Origin of the sequence: Herminiimonas arsenitoxidans (assembly GCF_900130075.1) — a bacterium.
GTDB lineage: Bacteria > Pseudomonadota > Gammaproteobacteria > Burkholderiales > Burkholderiaceae_D > Oxalicibacterium > Oxalicibacterium arsenitoxidans.
In genome coordinates this window covers 3,266,714-3,285,656 of the sequence record NZ_LT671418.1, presented here as the reverse complement: position 1 = coordinate 3,285,656, position 18,943 = coordinate 3,266,714, and the positions used below count along the sequence as shown (strand labels likewise).

At 51.8% G+C, this 18,943-nt stretch carries 21 protein-coding genes; 10 read left to right on the top strand and 11 right to left on the bottom strand.

Annotation, left to right across the window (positions count from 1 at the left end; translation table 11 throughout):
- The first annotated feature begins 108 nt into the window (after positions 1 to 108).
- From hda to panB, 7 genes are all read left to right on the top strand, one after another.
- Positions 109 to 804 carry a DnaA regulatory inactivator Hda gene (hda, locus tag BQ6873_RS15600; RefSeq protein ID WP_076593477.1) on the top strand — a complete coding sequence of 232 codons (696 nt, stop codon included), beginning with the start codon at positions 109 to 111 and terminating at the stop codon, positions 802 to 804.
- On the top strand, positions 801 to 1,475 hold the full coding sequence (locus BQ6873_RS15595) for a histidinol-phosphatase (protein ID WP_076593476.1): 675 nt from the start codon (positions 801 to 803) through the stop codon (positions 1,473 to 1,475). The genes hda and BQ6873_RS15595 overlap by 4 nt, the downstream gene beginning before the upstream one ends.
- Positions 1,468 to 2,823, top strand: a complete 1,356-nt coding sequence (gene pcnB, locus BQ6873_RS15590; RefSeq protein ID WP_076593475.1) for a polynucleotide adenylyltransferase PcnB — start codon at positions 1,468 to 1,470, stop codon at positions 2,821 to 2,823. Before BQ6873_RS15595 ends, pcnB begins: the two co-directional genes overlap by 8 nt.
- A complete protein-coding gene (folK, locus tag BQ6873_RS15585) occupies positions 2,820 to 3,308 on the top strand; it encodes a 2-amino-4-hydroxy-6-hydroxymethyldihydropteridine diphosphokinase (protein WP_076593474.1) in 489 nt (162 codons plus the stop codon). The genes pcnB and folK overlap by 4 nt, the downstream gene beginning before the upstream one ends.
- Positions 3,309 to 3,381: 73 nt before the next feature.
- Entirely contained in the window at positions 3,382 to 3,729 is a 348-nt protein-coding gene (locus BQ6873_RS15580) for a DMT family protein (protein WP_076593473.1), read from the top strand.
- Positions 3,730 to 3,786: 57 nt separating this feature from the next.
- Positions 3,787 to 4,428, top strand: coding sequence for a deoxynucleoside kinase (locus BQ6873_RS15575; protein ID WP_076593472.1), 642 nt, complete (start codon positions 3,787 to 3,789; stop codon positions 4,426 to 4,428).
- 2 nt (positions 4,429 to 4,430) lie between these two features.
- Positions 4,431 to 5,249 carry a 3-methyl-2-oxobutanoate hydroxymethyltransferase gene (gene panB / locus BQ6873_RS15570; protein WP_076593471.1) on the top strand — a complete coding sequence of 273 codons (819 nt, stop codon included), beginning with the start codon at positions 4,431 to 4,433 and terminating at the stop codon, positions 5,247 to 5,249.
- A gap of 117 nt (positions 5,250 to 5,366) precedes the next feature.
- Here the strand turns inward: panB and BQ6873_RS15565 are convergent, their stop codons facing one another.
- From BQ6873_RS15565 to grpE, 7 genes are all read right to left on the bottom strand, one after another.
- Complete coding sequence (locus BQ6873_RS15565; protein ID WP_076593470.1) at positions 5,367 to 5,660, bottom strand: chorismate mutase; 294 nt, start codon at positions 5,658 to 5,660, stop codon at positions 5,367 to 5,369.
- A gap of 75 nt (positions 5,661 to 5,735) precedes the next feature.
- Complete coding sequence (ypfJ, locus tag BQ6873_RS15560) at positions 5,736 to 6,599, bottom strand: KPN_02809 family neutral zinc metallopeptidase (protein WP_076593469.1); 864 nt, start codon at positions 6,597 to 6,599, stop codon at positions 5,736 to 5,738.
- A gap of 67 nt (positions 6,600 to 6,666) precedes the next feature.
- The gene (can, locus tag BQ6873_RS15555) at positions 6,667 to 7,365 is read right to left on the bottom strand and encodes a carbonate dehydratase (RefSeq protein ID WP_076593468.1); all 699 of its coding nucleotides are present in this window, start codon (positions 7,363 to 7,365) and stop codon (positions 6,667 to 6,669) included.
- Positions 7,366 to 7,542: 177 nt separating this feature from the next.
- Positions 7,543 to 8,130, bottom strand: a complete 588-nt coding sequence (locus BQ6873_RS15550) for a chalcone isomerase family protein (protein WP_076593467.1) — start codon at positions 8,128 to 8,130, stop codon at positions 7,543 to 7,545.
- A 111-nt stretch (positions 8,131 to 8,241) separates the two neighbouring features.
- A complete protein-coding gene (gene dnaJ / locus BQ6873_RS15545) occupies positions 8,242 to 9,366 on the bottom strand; it encodes a molecular chaperone DnaJ (protein WP_076593466.1) in 1,125 nt (374 codons plus the stop codon).
- A 183-nt stretch (positions 9,367 to 9,549) separates the two neighbouring features.
- Entirely contained in the window at positions 9,550 to 11,505 is a 1,956-nt protein-coding gene (gene dnaK / locus BQ6873_RS15540; RefSeq protein ID WP_076593465.1) for a molecular chaperone DnaK, read from the bottom strand.
- An 89-nt stretch (positions 11,506 to 11,594) separates the two neighbouring features.
- Entirely contained in the window at positions 11,595 to 12,134 is a 540-nt protein-coding gene (gene grpE, locus BQ6873_RS15535; RefSeq protein ID WP_076593464.1) for a nucleotide exchange factor GrpE, read from the bottom strand.
- A gap of 210 nt (positions 12,135 to 12,344) precedes the next feature.
- On the opposite strand from grpE, the gene BQ6873_RS18370 reads away from it, so the two are divergent.
- Positions 12,345 to 12,473: a hypothetical protein gene (locus BQ6873_RS18370; RefSeq protein ID WP_269457247.1), complete on the top strand. Its 129-nt coding sequence runs from the start codon at positions 12,345 to 12,347 to the stop codon at positions 12,471 to 12,473.
- Between the two features lie 132 nt (positions 12,474 to 12,605).
- Here the strand turns inward: BQ6873_RS18370 and hemH are convergent, their stop codons facing one another.
- The 3 genes from hemH to BQ6873_RS15520 form a co-directional block, all read right to left on the bottom strand.
- Complete coding sequence (gene hemH, locus BQ6873_RS15530) at positions 12,606 to 13,712, bottom strand: ferrochelatase (protein WP_076593463.1); 1,107 nt, start codon at positions 13,710 to 13,712, stop codon at positions 12,606 to 12,608.
- 70 nt (positions 13,713 to 13,782) lie between these two features.
- Entirely contained in the window at positions 13,783 to 15,429 is a 1,647-nt protein-coding gene (recN, locus tag BQ6873_RS15525) for a DNA repair protein RecN (protein WP_076593462.1), read from the bottom strand.
- Between the two features lie 122 nt (positions 15,430 to 15,551).
- Positions 15,552 to 16,469, bottom strand: a complete 918-nt coding sequence (locus tag BQ6873_RS15520; RefSeq protein ID WP_076593461.1) for an NAD kinase — start codon at positions 16,467 to 16,469, stop codon at positions 15,552 to 15,554.
- 75 nt (positions 16,470 to 16,544) lie between these two features.
- Here BQ6873_RS15520 and BQ6873_RS15515 point away from each other — a divergent pair, with 75 nt between their 5' ends.
- Both BQ6873_RS15515 and hrcA read left to right on the top strand, forming a co-directional pair.
- Positions 16,545 to 17,261, top strand: a complete 717-nt coding sequence (locus tag BQ6873_RS15515; RefSeq protein WP_076593460.1) for an HAD family hydrolase — start codon at positions 16,545 to 16,547, stop codon at positions 17,259 to 17,261.
- A gap of 118 nt (positions 17,262 to 17,379) precedes the next feature.
- Positions 17,380 to 18,405, top strand: a complete 1,026-nt coding sequence (gene hrcA, locus BQ6873_RS15510; protein ID WP_076593459.1) for a heat-inducible transcriptional repressor HrcA — start codon at positions 17,380 to 17,382, stop codon at positions 18,403 to 18,405.
- A gap of 72 nt (positions 18,406 to 18,477) precedes the next feature.
- On the opposite strand, the gene fur is transcribed toward hrcA, so the two are convergent.
- Entirely contained in the window at positions 18,478 to 18,903 is a 426-nt protein-coding gene (fur, locus tag BQ6873_RS15505) for a ferric iron uptake transcriptional regulator (RefSeq protein ID WP_076594170.1), read from the bottom strand.
- Between the last annotated feature and the right edge of the window lie 40 nt (positions 18,904 to 18,943).

Below are 18,943 nucleotides of genomic sequence, written 5' to 3'. Positions count from 1 at the left end.
AAATAAACAGGGATATGTCTCTGTGTTTGCCATGAAACGGCTTTATTCGAGCCTTTCTTGCCAAATACGAGCATTGCCTTTTTCACAAATAAATATGACGAAACAAGCATGAGGCAGTTGTTACTCGATTTACCCGCCGAAAAACCACAGACGCTGGAATCGTTTGTAGTCGGAGCCAATGAAGAATTGGCTCAGTTGCTGCAACGCCTGTCGCAAGGTAGCCCAAATGGGCTGGACGAGCGCTTCGTCTATATATGGGGCGATGCCGGTGCCGGCAAAACGCATCTGCTGCGCGCCATGGCTGAAACGCCGCAAGCCCGCTATATCGCCGGCGATGCCACGACTGATGACTTCCTGTACGACACGGCGACCACGCTCTACCTGATCGACGATAGCCACAAACTGACGCCTGACACACAAATTGCCGCCTTTGCGCTCTTTAACCAGGTACGCGAACAAGGCGGCTGCCTGATCGCCGCCGGCAACGCCGCACCCGCCACCCTTACCGTGCGCGAAGATTTACGCACCCGCTTCGGCTGGGGCTTGATCTATCAGGTACACGGCTTGAGCGATGAAGAAAAGATTGCTGCCTTGACGCACACGGCCACCGCGCGCGGGCTGACACTGTCGCCGGGCGTGTTACCCTACCTCATTACGCATTTTGCGCGCGATATGCGCTCTTTATCGGCGATGCTGGACGCACTCGATCAGTACTCACTGGAAACAAAACGACCAATTACCCTCCCCTTGCTGCGCGAACTGTTGCAACGGGAAAATGACGCAAATTCCGAATCAAATTCATGACAAACCTGGCTTTATTCGACCTCGACCACACGCTGCTCCCGATCGACTCCGATTACGAATGGGGACAATTTCTCTCTCGTACCGGTGCAGTAGACCAGGCAGCTTATGCTGAGCGTAATGCTGAATTCTTTGTGCAGTACCAGAATGGCACCTTGAATCCCACCGAATACCAGGAGTTCGTGCTCGGCACACTCGCACAATTCCCGCGTACGCAACTGGACGACTGGCATCAAGCCTTCATGAAAGAAGTTATTGATCCGGTTATCCTGCCGCCAGCACGCGATCTATTGAAAAAACATCAAGACGCCGGCGATCTGATTGCCATCGTCACGGCGACTAATCGCTTTATTACGGCACCGATTGCGCAAGCGCTCGGCGTCGAACATTTGATCGCCGCCGAACCGGAACTCAAGCCGGACGGCAATCTGACCGGAAAACTAGTTGGCATCCCAACCTCAGGCGCAGGTAAAATCACACATACCAATGCGTGGCTGGCCGCGCGCGGCCTTTCCTTGAAGGATTTCGAACGCAGCTATTTTTATAGCGACTCGCAAAACGATATTCCCTTGTTGTCCATCGTCACTCATCCGATTGCAACCAACCCCAACGCCTTGCTGACTGCGCACGCTCAAGCGCAGGGCTGGCCGATCATCAATCTATTCAATGATTAAAAAGCTTATCCGTCGTATCCTCGGCACAAAACAAAAAACAGGTGACCACACCCAACCGGTGGTACTGACTGCAAAAGAGCACGGCATCGATCCGCAATTGGTTTCTTCCAATGCGATACGTGTCACCAGCACTTTGCAGCAGGCAGGATACAAAGCCTTTTTAGTCGGTGGCGCCGTGCGCGATCTGCTGCTGGGTGTCAAACCTAAAGATTTCGATATCGCAACCAATGCGACGCCGGAACAAGTCAAACGCCTGTTCCGCCGCGCCTTCATCATCGGCAAACGTTTTCAAATCGTACACGTCATGTTCGGTCAGGATTTGCTGGAAGTCACCACCTTCCGCGGTACCTCGACCGATGCAGCACCCAAGGATGAACACGGTCGCGTACTGCGCGACAACACCTTCGGCGAACAACATGAAGATGCGCTGCGCCGCGACTTCACCATCAATGCGATGTACTACGATCCGGCCACACAAACCGTGCTGGACTATCACGGTGGCATGGCCGATATCCGCAATAAGACACTGCGCATCATCGGCGTACCGGAAGCACGTTACCGCGAAGATCCGGTACGTCTGCTGCGCGTCGTACGCTTCGCTGCCAAGCTCAACTTCACCATCGATCCAGCCACCAGTGCACCGATCAGCGTGATGGCACCGTTGATCAACAACGTACCTGCAGCACGCGTATTCGATGAAATGTTGAAACTGCTGATGAGCGGTTCCGCACTCGCCTGTTTGCAACAATTGCGCAAGGAAGGTTTGCACCACGGCTTGCTGCCTTTACTCGACGTCGTACTGGAACAACCGCTGGGTGAAAAATTCGTACGCTTGGCATTAGCCAGCACCGACGAACGCGTCAAGCAAGGCAAACCGGTTTCTCCCGGCTTCCTGTTCGCTTCACTTTTGTGGCATCAAGTATTGGAAAAATGGACGGCCTATCAAGCGGCTGGCGAATATCCGATTCCAGCTCTGCATCTGGCAGCCGACGATGTCTTGAATACACAAACTGACAAGCTCGCATTGCAACGCAAGATCGCATCCGATATGCGCGATATCTGGGCGATGCAACCGCGCTTCGAACGTCGTGTCGGTAAATCGCCATACAAACTGCTCGAACATCTGCGCATGCGCGCCGGCTACGATTTCCTGTTGCTGCGTTGTGCGTCTGGTGAAATCGATAGCGAAATTGGCGAATGGTGGACTGCATTCATGGAAGCAGACGGCCCAAGCCGCGAAGCACTGTTGGCAAAAAAACCCGCTGCAAGCGCAAGCGAAGTCCCGGCAAAAAAACGTCCACGTCGCCGTAGCCGTTCACGCAAAACCAATCCAACCGCACCGGAATGAGCAAACCGCAGATCACCGCTTACATTGGCATCGGCTCGAATCTGGGTGATGCCGAGGGCCATGTTCTGCGTGCATTGACTGAACTGGATCAACTGCCCACCACACGCGTGACCGGGCAGTCTTCCCTCTTCCGTACAGCACCTATCGATTCCAGCGGCGACGATTACATCAATGCCGTTGCACGTGTGACCACCAGCCTGTCTGCCGAAGAATTGTTGCAGGCATTGCTGGCACTGGAACAAACGTTCGGACGTGAACGTCCTTACTTCAATGCACCACGTACACTCGATCTTGATGTGTTGTTGTATGGCGATGAGATCATTGCTACACCTACCTTATCCGTGCCGCACCCGCGCATGACAGCACGCGCATTCGTACTGATACCATTGCTGCAAATCGATCCCTTCATCATCATTCCCGGACTAGGTGCAGCACATCAATTCGTGCCTGCAGTCGCAGATCAAGCGATACGGAAGATTGCTTAACAGCTTCTGCAATCAACTCAAACATCCAGCATTACCCACTCCCCAGAATGAATATTCACTTCACGAGGCCGCCATGCAGATTCCTGTAATCGTTCAAACAATCGGCTTATTGACGCTATCGAACGTGTTCATGACCATCGCCTGGTATGGCCATTTGAAAGGGCTTGCGTCCAAGCCTTGGTGGATAGCCGCGCTGATCAGCTGGGGTATCGCGCTGTTCGAATATTTACTGCAAGTGCCTGCCAATCGCATCGGCTATACACAGTTCAGTTTGGCTCAACTGAAAATTATGCAGGAAGCGATTACACTCACGGTGTTCGTGCCATTTGCCATCGTTTTTATGGGGCAGCCGTTCAAGCTGGATTATGTATGGGCAGCACTGTGTTTAGTCGGTGCGGTTTATTTCATCTTCCGCACATGACGCTGCGTGCAATGCCATCGCAACACCGCTAACAGAAACGGACAATAAGCCATCATTATGGATTTTGAAAAATACAAATATGTCGTGGTAGAAGGTGCCATTGGTGCTGGCAAGACGACACTTGCACGCAAGCTCGCAGAAAAACTTGGCGCACAAACATTGCTGGAGTTGCCGGAAGAGAACCCTTTCCTCGAAAAGTTTTATCGCGACGCGGCACGTTACGCCTTGCCGACGCAAATGTTTTTCCTGCTGCAACGCATGAATCAATTACGCGACCTGGCGCAACCAGATTTGTTCGATACCCGTATCGTGTCCGATTTCCTGCTGGACAAAGACCCTATCTTTGCACGCCTGACGCTGAGCGACGATGAATTAGCGCTGTATCAGCAACTCTATGATCACCTGCGTCCGCAAGCGCCTTTACCTGATCTGGTGATCTATCTGCAGGCAGAACCGCAAACCCTGATCGATCGCATCAGAAAGCGCGGCATTCCGATGGAAGCCGGCATTTCTGAAAACTATATGCATCGCCTGTGCGAAAGCTATAGCCGTATTTTTTATGAATACGATACGGCTCCGCTACTGATCGTCAATACCGAACATTTGAACCCGATTGATAATGATGAAGACTTTGCGCTGTTACTGACACGCATTGCCAACATGCGTGGAAAACGCGAATTTTTTAGCCGTGGAGAATAAGTATGTCCAGCTATTTGCAAGAAGCACGTACCAAAGCAGTAACCGTCCCATCCCTGCTCGCGATGAAAGAACGCGGCGAGAAGATCACCATGCTGACCGCCTACGATGCAAGCTTCGCGTCGATGATGGATACCTGCGGCGTAGAGATGATCCTGATAGGCGATTCGCTCGGTATGGTGTGCCAAGGTCATAATTCAACCTTGCCGGTGACGATAGAAGATGTCGCCTATCACACCGCTTGCGTAGCACGCGGCTCCAAGACTGCATTCGTCATGTCCGACATGCCATTCGGCTCCTATGCAACGAAAGAAGAAGCCTTCAAGAATGCAGTCAAGCTGGTGCAAGCCGGCGCACAAATGGTCAAACTTGAAGGCGGTGCCTGGATGGCAGACACTGTTCGTTTTCTGACTGAACGTGCGATCCCGGTCATGGTGCATCTGGGCTTGACGCCGCAGTTTGTGCATCAGTTTGGTGGTTACAAAGTACAAGGCAAGACCGCAGAAGCGGCAGAACAATTGAAAAGCGACGCGCTGGCACTGCAAGCTGCCGGTGCCTCCATGTTATTGCTGGAAGCGATTCCTGCATCACTGGGCAAGGAAGTCACTGAACTGGTTGCCATGCCGACTATCGGTATCGGTGCAGGCCCTGATTGCTCAGGACAAGTGCTGGTGCTGCATGACTACATCAACGTCTTCCCTGGCAAGAAAGCCCGCTTCGTCCGCAACTTCATGGAAGGCCAGACCAGCATAGAAGGCGCAACACGCGCCTATATTGCAGCAGTCAAGGATGGCTCCTTCCCTGCACCGGAACATTGCTTCTGAAGCGATAAGGTCTGATGAGATAGTTGCAGCGTTAAACCTAACATTGCAACTATCACTGAAATGACTGGCGTGATTTTATGCAGCAACGAATCTGAGTCGTTGCTGCATTTTAGTTTTTTACTGAAACGCCGTTTGCATGGCAATCGCGCGATGATTGACGACAACTTCGTCGATGATGCCACGAAACAAATTCTGCACCACTTGCGGCTTCACGCCGAATTCATTTGCCAGCTCGGTATAGCGTTGCGCCTGTCGCGCTTCGCGCTCTGGATCTATTGCGCTTAACTTCTTCTGCGCCTTCAGTGCACCCACCTGATTCGTAATGTTGAAGCGTTTAGCTAACAACTCCACCATTTGTGCATCGATCTTGTCGATCTCGACACGTAGTACTGCCAATTCGGAATCTTCCATTTATTCTCTCCTGCAAAATCGACGCAAACTGCCAACTCACTTTGGCAAGTGCGCGATTGTAATCAAATAGTGTAATTAAAGCTCTCTGGCCGCAAAGGTATTGCAATCATTTAAGTCGCCGCGCTGTATGCCACGCTGGAACCAACGCACACGTTGTGCAGACGTGCCATGTGTAAATGAATCCGGCACCACCACACCTTGCGATTGCCGCTGCAAGGCATCATCGCCAATCGCACTGGCTGCCTTCAATGCGCTTTCCACATCGCCGTTTTCCAATATGCTGCGCGCCTGATTGGCGTGGTACGCCCAGACACCGGCAAAGCAATCTGCCTGCAACTCGACTTTGACTGACAAGGCATTCGCCTGCTTTTGCGATCCACCGCGTTTTGCCTGTTCCACTTTATCCATGATGCCGCTGATGTGCTGCACATGATGCCCAACCTCATGTGCAATCACATAAGCTTGCGCAAAGTTGCTGGATACGCGGAAGCGATCACGCATGGTTTGGAAGAACTCCAGATCGATATATACCTTCTGGTCGCCAGGGCAATAAAAAGGGCCTGCGGCTGTATCGCCAGTGCCGCACGCTGTAGGCGTCTGACCGGAAAACAGCACCAGTTTCGGCCTCACGTAAGTCCCGCCGCTCTCGCGGAAAATAGGACCCCAGGTATCTTCCGTATCAGCCAATACCGTTGAAACAAACTTCGCCGTTTGATCATCAGCCGGAGGACGTTGCGCCGGTGCCTGCTGTGATTGCAATTGACCTGGACCACCACTCAACAGACTGATAATCGTCGCTGGATTGATGCCGAGAAAATAAGAACCCAGCAATGCGATGACGATGGTGCCGATACCAATAGAGCGACCGCCGAAGCCACCGCCGCCACTACCGCGCCTGTCTTCAACGTTGTCGCTTTCGCGATTACCTTCCCATTTCATATCGCCTCCGGGCTGACGCTAGTGATTTGTAGTGAAATTTTTCTATTCACGCCGTATTGCGATAGTCTCAATCGGCACTTGGATCAACACGTTCTTCCACTTGTTCATACCGCGCAAAACTATTCTTCAGTTTTTCATCTGCAGCATCCGGGCAATCAATAGTCACGCCGAGATCGCTGAGCAAGCCATCCTTCAAGCCATACACCCAGCCATGTATCGTCAATTCCTGGCCACGCTCCCATGCGTCCTGCACGATGGTGGTACGACATACATTGGCGACCTGCTCGATCACATTCAACTCACACAAGCGATCATGCTGTGCCTGCGTCGGTAAGGTATCGCGCAGATAGCGGCCATGCTTTTGGTGCACATCCTGCACATGACGCAACCAGTTATCTGCCAAACCAACGCGACGACGCGTCATCGCCGCATGTACACCGGAACAGCCATAGTGACCGCATACGATCACATGCTTGACGCCGAGCACGTCGATAGCAAACTGCAGAACCGATAAGCAATTCAAATCCGAGTGCGCCACCACGTTGGCGATATTACGGTGAACGAATAACTCGCCCGGCTGCAAATCGACAATTTCATTTGCTGGAACACGACTATCGGAACAACCTATCCACAAATATTCAGGCGATTGCTGCGCGGCAAGTTTTGCAAAGAATTCTGCATCCTGCGCCACCATGGCTGCTGCCCAATTGCGGTTTTTCTGGAACAGTTGCTCCAGCGCGAGTGGTTCTTTCTTTTTTTCTGTCATTTTTATCAATCATGCTGCCAGTTCAATACACAAACGGCGTATCAGCGGTGGCTGCCATTTTATCTGGAATTATCGACCAGGGATGGACTGCATTACGCAGGCATGGGCAATAAAAAAGCCGCTGACCAAATCAGTCAGCGGCTTTAACTATCTAGGCTCTGTGAGTTATGTAGCAACTTACTGCTCTCCGAGCAATTGCCGTTTGAGTTTATCGTCGACCGGTTTTGCACCCAGCCAGATACGCAGTACCGCGTTATAGAACGCCGCATCGTTTATCGGCTCAAGAATGCGCTTACCGTTCAACTGCACCGTCATGCCACTACCGGGCAACCAATCCACGTTTAGCACATCACCTTCTTTCAGTTGAGACACGGAGCTAAACATTGCGTTGAATTTCGCCATAGGTGCAGACAAGGCAGCACGCTCATTTGCATCAGTATTTTGATCTATACCGCTGGTGAAAGCCTTGCCGAACTCCTCACTACCAACATCACGCAACATCACAATGTGGACGCGCCGCGCACCCGGCGCAGCCAACACATCGGCTGTAGTGGTTTTCTTGTCTGCCAGATAGAGGCCGGCGACATAGACCTTGAAGATCACTTTGATACGTATGCCGGCACCATTGAGCCTGAGATCCTGATTGGCGACCTTCACGCTGTCATCGAGCTTTACACCGGCCAGTTCGACCGCCGTTGCGGTATGGGCAAAGAACAGAGCGCAGCACACAGCCAGCATGCCGCCGATTGCTTTAAACGGTTTCATGGTGTCTCCAATGGTTGTTGTGAAGCCAGCATAGAACCTTGCAGGCTGGCGAGCAACCAAAAAAAATGCCGGTCGAAAAATCGACCGGCATTTACTGGGCAAGGTAAATTCTTACTCGAAGAATTCCTTGACCTTGTCTTTCCACGACTTGGTCTGCGGGCTATGCTTGGAACCGCCCTCTACCGTCAGTTGCTCAAACTCGCGCAACAATTCCTTTTGACGCTCTGTCAGCGTGACTGGTGTTTCCACAATCACGTGGCAGAACAGATCACCGGCATAGCCTGAACGCACGCCCTTGATGCCTTTGCTACGCAAACGGAAAGTCTTGCCCGACTGCGTACCTTCTGGAATCGTGAACGATGCCTTGCCGCTCAAGGTTGGCACTTCGATTTCGCCGCCCAATGCCGCTTTTGCAAACGAAATTGGAATCTCGCAGTGCAAATCGTCGCCATCGCGCTGGAACATCGCGTGTTGCTTGATGCGAATTTCCACATACAGATCGCCCGGTGGACCACCGTTCATACCTGGCTCGCCGTTACCGGACGAACGAATCCGCATGCCGTCATCAATCCCGGATGGGATTTTGACTTCCAGCGTCTTGTTGCGTTTGATCTTGCCTGCGCCGCTACATGCAGCACAAGGCGATGGATTGATCTTGCCGCTACCGTGACATTTCGGGCAGGTTTGCAGCACGCTGAAGAAACCTTGCTGCATACGAACCTGGCCATGTCCGCCGCACGTGGTGCAGTTGATAGGCGAAGTACCCGGCTTGGCACCGCTACCGTCACAAGTCTCGCAGCTATCCCATGAAGGAACGCGTATCGTCGTGTCGTAACCGTGTGCCGCCTGTTCCAGCGTAATTTCGAGGTTGTAGCGTAAATCGGCACCGCGATAAACCTGCGGTCCGCTGCGACCGCCGCGACCACCACCAGCTTGACCAAAGATGTCGCCGAAGATATCGCCGAAGGCATCGGCAAAACCACCGCCACCTCCGCCCCCACCCATATTCGGATCGACACCGGCGTGACCATAACGGTCATAAGCATCGCGCTTTTGCGGGTCGGACAGCATCTCGTAAGCTTCTTTAGCTTCCTTGAACTTGTCTTCCGCGCCCTTGCTATCCGGATTGCGATCCGGGTGGTGCTTCATTGCAAGCTTGCGATATGCCTTCTTGATTTCATCATCGGTGGCATTTTTTCCCAGCCCGAGGATTTCGTAAAAATCACGTTTTGCCATTTTGTAGGCGCCTTGTTCTATCTAAACTAAAACGCCGAGTCGACGGTTTTTTGAGAACCATTCGACCCGGCGAGTCTGCATGGCACAGACAAATTAACGAAAATTACAAAGCACTTCAAAACAGTAATTTGAAGTGCCAAGCAGCTTTTGCATTAATAAATCCAGCCGCTTGACCAATCAAAATTACTTGTCTTTGACTTCCTTGAAGTCAGCATCAACCACGTCGTCATGCTGTGCTTTCGCATCTGCTTGACCAGCGTGACCAGCATCGCCCGCACCTGCATCAGCACCGGCAGCGCCTGCTGCTTGTTGTGCTTGCATATCGGCATACATCTTTTCGCCGAGTTTTTGTGCAGCAGCTGACAAGGCTGCGGATTTTTCATCGATGGCAGCTTTGTCGCTACCTTTCAATGCTTCTTCCAGCTCAGCAATCGCTGCTTCGATTTTTTCCTTCTCGCCGGCTTCCAGCTTGTCGCCGTATTCAGCCAACGATTTGCGGGTCGAATGCACCAACGCGTCGCCTTGGTTGTGCGCTTCTGCAACTTCTTTCAGACGTTTGTCTTCTTCTGCATTGGCTTCGGCGTCCTGCACCATCTTTTGAATTTCTTCTTCGGTCAAACCAGAGTTTGCCTTGATGGTGATCTTGTTTTCCTTGCCGGTTGCCTTGTCTTTCGCGCCGACGTGCAAAATACCGTTGGCATCGATGTCGAAGGTCACTTCAATCTGTGGCGTACCGCGTGCTGATGGTGGAATACCTTCCAAATTGAATTCGCCCAAAGCTTTGTTACCAACTGCCATCTCGCGTTCGCCCTGGAACACTTTGATCGTTACCGCAGGCTGATTGTCATCAGCGGTCGAGAACACTTGGCTGAACTTGGTCGGGATCGTGGTGTTCTTTTGAATCATCTTCGTCATCACGCCACCCAGGGTTTCAATACCGAGGGACAACGGAGTAACGTCGAGCAACAACAGATCTTTACGATCACCGGACAAGACCGAACCTTGAATCGCTGCGCCGACTGCAACCGCTTCATCTGGGTTGACGTCTTTGCGTGGTTCTTTGCCGAAGAATTCTTTTACTTTCTCTTGCACCTTAGGCATACGGGTCATACCGCCGACCAGAATGATGTCGTCGATGTCAGACACTTTGACGCCTGCATCCTTGATTGCGATGCTCAGTGGTGCAATGGTTTTGCTGATCAGTTCTTCAACCAACGATTCCAGTTTTGCACGTGTGATCTTCATGTTCAAATGCACAGGTGCACCGTTCGCCATCGCGATATACGGTTCGTTGATTTCAGTTTGTTGCGACGACGACAATTCAATCTTCGCGCGTTCTGCCGAAGCCTTGATACGTTGCAACGCAATCGCGTCTTTCGACAGATCGAGACCGTTGATCTTTTTGAATTCGTCGATGATGTAGTCGATGATGCGTTGATCGAAATCTTCACCACCGAGGAAGGTGTCACCATTGGTCGACAACACTTCAAATTGCATTTCGCCATCAACGTCTGCGATCTCAATGATCGAGATATCGAAAGTACCGCCGCCCAAATCGTACACAGCGATCTTGCGATCACCCTTGCCGCCTTTGTCGAGACCAAACGCCAACGCTGCCGCAGTCGGCTCGTTGATGATGCGCTTGACGTCCAGGCCAGCGATACGGCCAGCGTCTTTGGTTGCTTGACGTTGTGCATCGTTGAAGTACGCAGGAACGGTGATGACCGCTTCGGTCACTTCTTCGCCGAGATAGTCTTCAGCGGTTTTTTTCATTTTGCGCAGGATTTCTGCGGAAATTTGCTGTGCAGCCAGCTTCTTGTCGCGCACGGAAATCCATGCGTCGCCGTTGTCGGCTTTGACGATTTGATACGGCATCATGCCGATATCTTTCTGCACTTCTTTTTCGTCGAATTTACGGCCGATCAAACGCTTGACTGCGTACAGTGTGTTTTTTGGATTGGTAACTGCCTGACGTTTAGCCGGTGCACCAACCAGAATTTCGCCGTCTTCCTGATATGCAATAACGGATGGCGTAGTACGTGCGCCTTCCGAGTTTTCGATAACTTTCGGCTTGCCACCTTCCATGATTGCTACGCAGGAGTTGGTCGTACCTAAATCAATACCAATTATTTTGCCCATGATGGTCTTTCCCTTAATGTCTGTGATGCGAAACTGTTAAATACAAAATTTGTTAACGTCAATATGTGGCGTAAACAGGTGCTTTCAAGTTATTTTTCTTGTGCAACCGTTACCAGCGCCGGACGTAACAAGCGATCTGCAATCAGATATCCTTTTTGCAGCGTACTGACGATCGTATTGGCTTCCTGATCGGCAGGGACGACGGAAATGGCCTGATGTTTCATCGGGTCCAGTTTGTCGCCTTGTTGCGGTTTAATTTCCAACAAACGATTCTTCTCGAAAGCAGCGCTCAGCTGTTTCAAGGTCATTTCCACGCCTTCCTTCAGTGAATCAACGGAAGGTGTTTCTACTTGCAACGCCATTTCCAGGCTGTCTTTTACCGGAACCAGCATCTCGGCAAAGCCTTCAATCGCAAATTTGTGCGCACGGGTAACATCTTCCTGCGCACGGCGACGGAAATTCTCTACTTCGGCTTTGGCACGCAAGAATGAGTCCTGCAATTCTTGTACGAGCAATTGGGACGCCGCGAGCTGCTCCTCCAGGGTAGGAGTAGTAGCAGGTGCCGCCTCAGCCGTTACCGGCTCGTCGATCGACGCTGCTTGCTCAGCGTATTTATCTTGGTCTTGCATGAAAAAATCTCCAACAATCAATGAGTTATGACAAAAAATGCCAATGCGACAGTGCACATGGGGTTATCCCACACTATTTCAAGGGGTATTCTGGCGGACTTCCCAATTAATTCGCGAAACGCGATGATAAACGCTGCAGTGTGGTCTTAGTTACAAAAAATCATCTGTTCATGGGATGGTATTTTTTTCCACACGAACTAGGCTATAGGGGTGAAGACGCCATTTTTCACGACATCATCCCTGACGATAGAAAACATCATGAAACTGCCAGTCATTTCCCTATCGATTGTGGCCTATACCGCCGTTGCGGCTGCAGTCATTTGTTATGTCGCATTGTAAAACAATGCGCGCAACATGAGCGCTTTGAAAGGAAAAGCGCCAGATACGCTCTTACCTTCCATAAATGCTGCTTAATTGCAAAAATTCAAGGTTTTGCAATAAAAACCACTGTTTTTCTGCCTAATTTGAGCTTTATTGGGCTGCGCCCAGACGTTTTGCCTCTTCCAGCGAGAGTCGCGCCTCCTGCTCCTGCTCTTCACGCTGCGAAGACGGAACAATAGTCGGCCAGCCTATCAAGTGCAACTCCGTAATTTCCGCCATTGCCTTAATCCAGGCGTCGTCTTCATTCAGGCATGGGATGTAATTGAAGTCCTTGCCGCCGGCGCTCATAAAGTCGTGACGTGCTTCCATCGCGATTTCTTCCAGGGTTTCCAAGCAGTCGCCGATAAATCCTGGACAAATGACATCGACACGGTTGATGCCCTCTTTTGCCAGTTTGCGTAAAGTGGGCGCGGTGTATGGCTGCAGCCATTCTGCCTTGCCGAAGCGCGATTGGAAGGTCACCAGATATTGATCCGGCGTCAGCCCCAACTCTTTCGCCAGCAAGCGCGCCGTTTTATGGCATTCACAATGATAGGGATCGCCCAGCGTCAGTGTACGTTTCGGCACGCCATGGAAGCTCATCACCAATTTATCCGGCCGGCCGGCCATATCCCAGTGAGCAAGCACTGACTTGCGCAAGGCACGGATATAGCCGTCGTGATCGTGGTAATGCTTGACGAAGCGTAGCTCCGGCACATTGCGCTCTTGTGCGTAATGGCTGAATACAGCATCGAAAATGGAAGCGGTCGTCGTGCCGGAATATTGCGGATACGCAGGCAACACCAGAATTCGGTCGCAACCATCTGCCTTCAATTGCTGCAATACGCTAGCCACCGATGGCTGGCCATAGCGCATGGCGTAGACAACTTTGACCTTGTGGCCGCGCTCGCCCAAATAACCGCCCAGCAGCTTGGCTTGTTTTTCGGTATGCACCTTCAAGGGCGAACCCTCATTACTCCAGATCGATGCGTATTTTTTGGCGGATTGCCCAGAGCGAAACGGCAGGATGAGGAAATGAAGAATAAACCACCAGATTGCGCGAGGAACTTCCACCACACGCGGATCGGACAGAAACTGCTTCAGGTAACGCCGCACCGCAGATGTCGTTGGTGCATCGGGAGTACCAAGGTTGACCAGCACAACCGCGGTTTTCGGTATGGTGCCGTGGGTATACGGTGGTTCAGTTCTAAAGGACATGAGTTCTCAATCTTATTGATCTTATGGGGTGATACAAACGCGCCGTATGAAGAGTAGCAAACGTCGTTGCTTAGGTCGCCAGCAATTCCCGTGCGTGGGACCGTGTAGTCGCCGTGATTTCCAGTCCACCCAGCATACGGGCGATTTCTTCCACGCGTGCATTAGCATCGAGTGCATCGATAGAGGACACAGTTTTTCCGTGATTGCTTTGCTTGCTGACCTGGAAGTGTTGATTGGCCTGGCTGGCAACTTGCGGCAAATGCGTGACGCACAATACCTGGCGATCTTGTCCGAGGCGACGCAACAAGCGTCCCACTACTTCAGCCACACCACCGCCTATGCCGCTATCAACCTCATCGAAAATCAGTGTAGGTGTTGCTGTCGCACTGGAGGTAATGACAGAAATCGCCAGAGCAATACGCGCCAACTCGCCGCCCGACGCCACCTTGGCCAGCGGCCGTGGCGTGGTACCGGCATGTGCTGCCACCATGAATTCGATTTGTTCCAAACCATAGGAAGCTGGTTCGCACGGCTGCAAGGCTATCGCAAATTTGCCGCCGGTCATGCTGAGTTCCTGCATTGCGGCTGTTACTGCATCGCCCAAAGCCTTGGCAGCCTTGGCGCGTGCTTTCGATAATTTTTGCGCAGCGCTGGTGTATGCCGCTTTCAGTTTTTCTTCCTGCACACGCAAGGCATCCAGATCGCTGGCATCGGCCAATTGCTTCAACTGCGCAGACAGCGTTTCCAGTTCTTGTGGCAAATCATCCGGCGCAACGCGGAATTTACGTGAGGTGGAATGTATGTTTTCCAGACGTATTTCAACTTCGCGCAAACGCGCAGGATCAAGTTCGACCCGACTCAAGTAATCATTGAGCGCATACACCGCTTCCTGCAATTGAATACGCGCAGGTTCCAGCGCATCCAGCACTGGCTGCAAGCCGCCATCCAGATCAACCAATTTACCGATACGTGTATTGAGCGATGACAGTTGCGACAGCATCGGTGTATCAGCATCGGAGATTAAATCCAAAGCTTCTTGCGCGCCTTCGATCAGGCTGGCCGCATGTGACAAGCGACTGTGTTCATTGCTGATGTCAGCCCATTCGCCCGGCTTAGCTGCGAGTTTCTCCAACTCGCCAACTTGCCATTCCAGACGCTCACGCTCCAGCAAAACATTCTTGGCATTGGTTTCGAATTCTTCACGCTGCTTGGCGAGTGCGCGCCACGTTTTATACGCAGCGGCCACAGCTTTTACTTCATCCTGCAAACCAGCCTGGTTATCCAGCAACACGCGTTGCGCGTCGGTTTTCAGCAGAGATTGATGTGCATGCTGACCATGGATATCGACCAGTTTTTCACCCAAATCGCGCAGTTGCGTAGCGGTAGCAGCAATGCCGTTGATGAAGGCTTTGGAGCGACCAGCGTTGTCTATTACGCGACGCAGCAAGGCACCGCCGTCTTCATTGCTGAATTCGTTTTCGGCCAACCATGCATCCAACTCGGTACTGGCAGAAAACTCCGCAGTAATGTCAGCCTTGGCTGCGCCTTCGCGCACGACGCTGGCATCGCCACGACCGCCCAAGGCAAGTGCCAAGGCGTCGATCAAGATGGACTTGCCCGCACCTGTCTCCCCAGTAAAAACTGAGAAGCCGGGCGAGAACTCAAGTTCGATAGCATCGACAATCACGAAATCGCGGATGGAGAGCGTGCGCAGCATGTGAATAGTGCGTTCCAGGTCGTTCGTTTTGCCACGGCGCTGCTATAAACAGATGTGACAAAAACGATTAGGTTTGAATGATGAATCAACGTTGCGCAGGCAAAACCTGCTGCAGCGTGAGGTTATTTTAACCGGCCTTCTACCGATGGATATTCATTCCAGTGCAGCTTTTCACGCAAGGTATCGTAATAATTCCAGCCTTCCGGATGCAGGAAGGTAATCGTATGTTCGGAACGCTTCACGATAATTCTGTCGTGCTTCAACAATCTGGCAACCGACTGCATATCGAAGTTGACGCTGGCATTACGACCGCCCATGACTTCAATCACGATTTCGCTGGTATCCGGCACCACGATAGGACGATTGGACAAGGCATGCGGTGCAATTGGCACCAACTCAATGCCGCGCAAACTAGGATGCAGAATCGGCCCGCCAGCGGACAAGGCATACGCGCTAGAACCGGTCGGCGTAGCCACGATCAAGCCATCCGAACGTTGGTTGTACATGAAGTGGCCATCGACTTCGACGCGCAACTCAACCATGCCAGCACCTGAACCGCGCGACAGCACGACGTCATTGAACGCCAGCGTGTTGTACATCGCCTCGCCTTCGCGCTCAATGGAGCCTTTCAGCAAGCTGCGTTGTTCGGATCTGACTTTGCCGTTCAGCATTTCCTGCAGCAAAGGCATCATCTGATCGAGCGAAATATCGGTCATGAAACCAAGACGTCCTTGATTGACGCCGATCAGCGGCACATCGTAAGGTGCTAACTGCCTTGCAATACCCAGCATCGTGCCATCACCGCCGACTACAATAGCGGCATCAGCGCATTCGCCGATCTCATGCAAGGTCATTGATTCATAAGCGCTCAAGCCGAAATTAAGCGCGGTTTCCGCTTCGAAAACGACTTTGCGTCCAGTCTTGCCCAGACAATCGGCGATATCAGTCAACGATTGCGCAATTCCGCCGGCCATGTGTTTGCCGACGATTGCGATCGTATTAAAGCTGGGAGCAGGAGATGAGTTTGGTGTAAGCGACATGCTGCAGATTAGACCATAATTTACCCTTGTCTTGCACCTGCGCCTGTTAACAATTAATTTGAAAGTGCAACACGTATGAAGTCCCAAGCAACTCCGCATTCAACACATACACCCATTAAGGCGGTCCTGTTCGATCTGGACGACACCTTATGGCATTTAGCGCCAACTTTGGTCAAAGCCGAAGCCATTTTGTACGACTGGCTGAACATCCATATTCCCGGCGTGACCCAGCGCTTCAGCAATGAAGAATTACGCGAATTGCGCATGGAATTGCTGCCGACCGATCCGCAATATCAATTCAATGTGTGGGCTTTGCGCCATGCTGCATTGACGCGCGCTTGCCATCTGACCAGCGAAAACAAAGATTTGGTCGATCAGGCGATGGCTGTTTTTTCTGTGGCACGCAATGCCGTCACACCTTTTGACGATGTCGTGCCGGGTTTAAGCAGTTTGCGCGAACGCTTTGCCATCGGTTCCGTTTCCAACGGCTTTGCTGATCTGGAGACGATAGGTCTGTCGCAGTACTTCCAGACCTCGATCGCCGCCCATCAATTCGGCAGCGCAAAACCAGGCGCTGAGATTTTTCATGCAGCATGCGAGGCACTTTCAGTTGCGCCGCACGAAGCAATTTACGTCGGCGACGATCCTACGCTGGACATTCAAGGCGCACAAAATGCCGGCTTGCAAGCGGTATGGATGAATCGCTTGGGACGCACCCTGCCTGAACATATCGTGCCCGACGCAAGCTGCACAAACTTATATGAGCTCGACGCGTGGCTAAAGCGCGCATAATGACAAGCAACCAGACGGGCTAAGTCGCAAAACTGGATGATGATCATCCGTCGTATTTTTTACACGAAAGCCCGTACGCTTGCCGCCCGGCATGGCCACTCATTACAATAGCAACACTATGCAACTCGATAACCGCGCACAAACCCTGCTGAAAGCTCTAGTCGAACGCTATATTGCGGACGGCCAGCCTGTCGGCTCGCGCGAGCTTTCCAAGATATCGGGTCTCGATTTATCGCCTGCGACGATACGCAACATCATGGCGGATCTGGAAGAAATGGGATTCGTTGCCAGTCCGCACACCTCCGCCGGTCGCGTACCAACGCCACGCGGCTACCGCGTCTTTGTCGATACCTTGCTGACGGTGCAATCCATCGATGAAAGCGCGCTCGAATCGAAATTGCAAAATTCACTGCAAACCGGTTCCTCACAAAAAATCATTTCCAACGCAGCGCAAATTCTGTCGTCGCTCTCCGAGTTCGCCGGCATAGTGATGACACCACGGCGCGAATCGGTATTTCAGCAAATTGACTTTCTGCGCCTGTCAGAAAAACGCATATTGCTCGTCATCGTCGGCCCTACCGGCGATGTGCAAAACCGCCTGCTGCTAACAGATGTCGATTATTCACCAACGCAATTAATCCACGCGGCGAATTACATTAATCAAAATTACGGCGGATTGAGTTTCGACGACGTACGGATACGTTTGCAAGGTGAATTGAAAGCTTTGCGCGACGATATGACGCGTTTGATGCAAGCAGCAGTCGAAGCGGGCAGCGATGCGATGAATGACAATAGCGACGATGTCGTGATTTCCGGCGAGCGCAATTTGCTCAGCGTGTCGGATCTTTCATCGAATATGGTGTCGCTGCGCAAACTGTTTGATCTATTTGAACAAAAAACCAGCCTGATGCAGTTGCTGGATGTCTCCAACAAGGCGACCGGCGTACAAATTTTCATCGGTGGTGAATCAAATCTGGTGCCTATGGATCAGATGAGCGTCGTTACCTCACCTTACACCGTGAACGGCAAGGTAGTCGGCACATTGGGCGTGATCGGACCGACACGCATGGCGTATGAGCGGGTAATTCCGATTGTGGATATCACGGCAAAATTACTGTCGAACGCACTCAGCCACAACAACTAATTTCAGCAAGCAGAATGCAAAAAGCCATGCCCCGTTACAGGTGCATGGCTTTTTTATAACCAGTGCCGCAGCTTATTTTTTGGTTTTTTGGCAGCTCTTGCAGTGGCCGTACAAAGCCAGCGCATGATCAGCAATTTCAAAACCATGTTCTTCGGCGATCCGAACTTGGCGTTTTTCAATTTCCGCATCGAAAAACTCTTCGACTTTGCCGCAATCCAGGCACACCAGATGGTCATGGTGGGAGCCTTCGTTCAATTCAAAAACGGCTTTGCCGGTTTCAAAGTGATTGCGTTGCAGCAAGCCTGCTTGCTCGAATTGCGTCAAAACGCGATAAACCGTTGCCAGACCGACATCTAGATTATCGTTCAGCAACATCTTGTAGACGTCTTCCGCGCTCAGGTGGCGCACCTCGGCATTTTGGAAAATATCGAGGATTTTCAGACGTGGCAGCGTCGCTTTCAGACCGCTGGCTTTTAACTCGGATGGATTGTTGGGCATGTTCTTGTTCATATTGAGGATATCTGCCTTATCATATAGC

Coding starts and splice junctions, on each gene's coding strand:
- hda (WP_076593477.1), top strand. CDS start 109: ATGAGGCAGTTGTTACTCGATTTACCCGCCGAAAAACCACAGACGCTG.
- BQ6873_RS15595 (WP_076593476.1), top strand. CDS start 801: ATGACAAACCTGGCTTTATTCGACCTCGACCACACGCTGCTCCCGATC.
- pcnB (WP_076593475.1), top strand. CDS start 1,468: ATGATTAAAAAGCTTATCCGTCGTATCCTCGGCACAAAACAAAAAACA.
- folK (WP_076593474.1), top strand. CDS start 2,820: ATGAGCAAACCGCAGATCACCGCTTACATTGGCATCGGCTCGAATCTG.
- BQ6873_RS15580 (WP_076593473.1), top strand. CDS start 3,382: ATGCAGATTCCTGTAATCGTTCAAACAATCGGCTTATTGACGCTATCG.
- BQ6873_RS15575 (WP_076593472.1), top strand. CDS start 3,787: ATGGATTTTGAAAAATACAAATATGTCGTGGTAGAAGGTGCCATTGGT.
- panB (WP_076593471.1), top strand. CDS start 4,431: ATGTCCAGCTATTTGCAAGAAGCACGTACCAAAGCAGTAACCGTCCCA.
- BQ6873_RS15565 (WP_076593470.1), bottom strand. CDS start 5,660: ATGGAAGATTCCGAATTGGCAGTACTACGTGTCGAGATCGACAAGATC.
- ypfJ (WP_076593469.1), bottom strand. CDS start 6,599: ATGAAATGGGAAGGTAATCGCGAAAGCGACAACGTTGAAGACAGGCGC.
- can (WP_076593468.1), bottom strand. CDS start 7,365: ATGACAGAAAAAAAGAAAGAACCACTCGCGCTGGAGCAACTGTTCCAG.
- BQ6873_RS15550 (WP_076593467.1), bottom strand. CDS start 8,130: ATGAAACCGTTTAAAGCAATCGGCGGCATGCTGGCTGTGTGCTGCGCT.
- dnaJ (WP_076593466.1), bottom strand. CDS start 9,366: ATGGCAAAACGTGATTTTTACGAAATCCTCGGGCTGGGAAAAAATGCC.
- dnaK (WP_076593465.1), bottom strand. CDS start 11,505: ATGGGCAAAATAATTGGTATTGATTTAGGTACGACCAACTCCTGCGTA.
- grpE (WP_076593464.1), bottom strand. CDS start 12,134: ATGCAAGACCAAGATAAATACGCTGAGCAAGCAGCGTCGATCGACGAG.
- hemH (WP_076593463.1), bottom strand. CDS start 13,712: ATGTCCTTTAGAACTGAACCACCGTATACCCACGGCACCATACCGAAA.
- recN (WP_076593462.1), bottom strand. CDS start 15,429: ATGCTGCGCACGCTCTCCATCCGCGATTTCGTGATTGTCGATGCTATC.
- BQ6873_RS15520 (WP_076593461.1), bottom strand. CDS start 16,469: ATGTCGCTTACACCAAACTCATCTCCTGCTCCCAGCTTTAATACGATC.
- BQ6873_RS15515 (WP_076593460.1), top strand. CDS start 16,545: ATGAAGTCCCAAGCAACTCCGCATTCAACACATACACCCATTAAGGCG.
- hrcA (WP_076593459.1), top strand. CDS start 17,380: ATGCAACTCGATAACCGCGCACAAACCCTGCTGAAAGCTCTAGTCGAA.
- fur (WP_076594170.1), bottom strand. CDS start 18,903: ATGCCCAACAATCCATCCGAGTTAAAAGCCAGCGGTCTGAAAGCGACG.